The following is a 1,385-nucleotide window of genomic DNA, read 5'->3' as shown; positions in this document are numbered from 1 at the left end:
GTTTTCAGTTTCACAGTCATCGTTTTTCCGGTTTTGCTGAACTGTATATCCACCACTTCACTCGTATACCCATAATTCCAAACCAAAACCGCGCCCACCTGGATCTCTTTTGCCGGGATGGCCGGATAATTGCCCATTCCCTGCAAATTGATCGTTTTCATTATGCACGAACCCCCCGAACGGATCGATACTCCCTCCACGATCCTCCTGGGATCTCCGGACACCCTCGGGAATCCGTCCACACATAGACCCAACCGGACCTGCCATTGGAAATGTCTTGGGCCCACACCCGCTCATAGAGATTCTTCCTGCCGGGCCCCCGGTATCCTTCCAACCGGTCCATCGCTTTCAAACCTTCCTCCGTTACGTCGAACCACTCGCCCTGAATTTCGCGCCCCTCATCGTCCAACACCAATGCCGGGAATACGCCCACATCGTACAGCCGGCCTCGAACGCAGCCCGGTGGTACGCCGCGAATATACGGTGCAGCTACACGGTGATTAACCTCTCCGGTAAGAAACGTGCCGTAGACAAACACACTAATCATCGATGACGCCTCCTTTCGTCCTCGTTTTTTCTCTTCTCGATCAATTCCAAAGCCCAAGCGATCCCCATCCGGATCCCCGTCTCAATCCGGGCCGCCACAAACTCGTCCCGCACGTCGATCTCGCGGCCTTCGTACAAAACCACATCAGCCTTGTACAACTGTTCGATGAGATCAACAGTATTGGTTGGTGGGGCGGCTTCGCCGATCAGGTCTTCCACCGGCAGGCCGTATAGCTTTGCCAATCCGAGCACAATTTTGTAGCTTGGATTTCTTTTCGTGCCTCGTTCAATATGGCTGAGATACCCGGCGGTCGTTCCCACGATATCAGCTACTTGATCTAAGGTGAGCCCCTTTTTTTTGCGAATATCACGCAGGTATTCTCCACTGACTCGAAGCTCATTTTTATCCATAAATAAACACCTTCCTTATCTATAGTATATAAAGAGGAAAGAAAAAATGCAACGCAAATCGTTGCACATTTCAATTATTGGACTTCAATTGCTGGAAGGACGGCGAGCAAAAGCGGCTTTTGAAAGACAGGGAAAATGTGGTCTATGACTACAAGGGTACGGTTTATTGTATCTGTCCGGACGGGAAAGCAAAGGGAGATGGGCAACGGCGGATTCGAGAAAGACCGGAATACATTGAAGAAGCTTTGTCCGGCCAAGCAGTTTGGAATCGAATGCAAAGGACAAGCTCAATGTCCGGTGGCACAAGGCATTCGCATTCCGCTATCGGAAGATCGCCGCATCTTTACGCCGATTGACCGAGCCAGCTACAAGTGGGAGAAAGAATATGACAAGCGAACGGCGGTGGAGCGTGTCCACAGCAGACTCGA

2 protein-coding genes and 1 pseudogene are annotated in these 1,385 nt (G+C 51.2%); 1 reads left to right on the top strand and 2 read right to left on the bottom strand.

Going from position 1 to position 1,385, the window contains the following annotated elements:
• Positions 1 to 160: 160 nt before the first annotated feature.
• Both C230_RS0100150 and C230_RS21060 read right to left on the bottom strand, forming a co-directional pair.
• Positions 161 to 547 carry a gamma-glutamylcyclotransferase family protein gene (locus C230_RS0100150; protein WP_018130093.1) on the bottom strand — a complete coding sequence of 129 codons (387 nt, stop codon included), beginning with the start codon at positions 545 to 547 and terminating at the stop codon, positions 161 to 163.
• Positions 544 to 957, bottom strand: coding sequence for a helix-turn-helix domain-containing protein (locus tag C230_RS21060; RefSeq protein WP_018130092.1), 414 nt, complete (start codon positions 955 to 957; stop codon positions 544 to 546). Before C230_RS21060 ends, C230_RS0100150 begins: the two co-directional genes overlap by 4 nt.
• A gap of 144 nt (positions 958 to 1,101) precedes the next feature.
• Here C230_RS21060 and C230_RS18815 point away from each other — a divergent pair.
• A pseudogene (locus C230_RS18815) lies at positions 1,102 to 1,385 on the top strand (DDE transposase); the annotation flags it as partial.

The sequence above is a fragment of the Effusibacillus pohliae DSM 22757 genome (assembly GCF_000376225.1).
GTDB lineage: Bacteria > Bacillota > Bacilli > Tumebacillales > Effusibacillaceae > Effusibacillus > Effusibacillus pohliae.
This window is presented reverse-complemented; position numbering and strand designations above follow the sequence as displayed.

What these genes read in the sequence shown, in the direction of transcription:
- C230_RS0100150 (WP_018130093.1), bottom strand. Translation starts at nt 547, where the DNA reads ATGATTAGTGTGTTTGTCTACGGCACGTTTCTTACCGGAGAGGTTAAT.
- C230_RS21060 (WP_018130092.1), bottom strand. Translation starts at nt 957, where the DNA reads ATGGATAAAAATGAGCTTCGAGTCAGTGGAGAATACCTGCGTGATATT.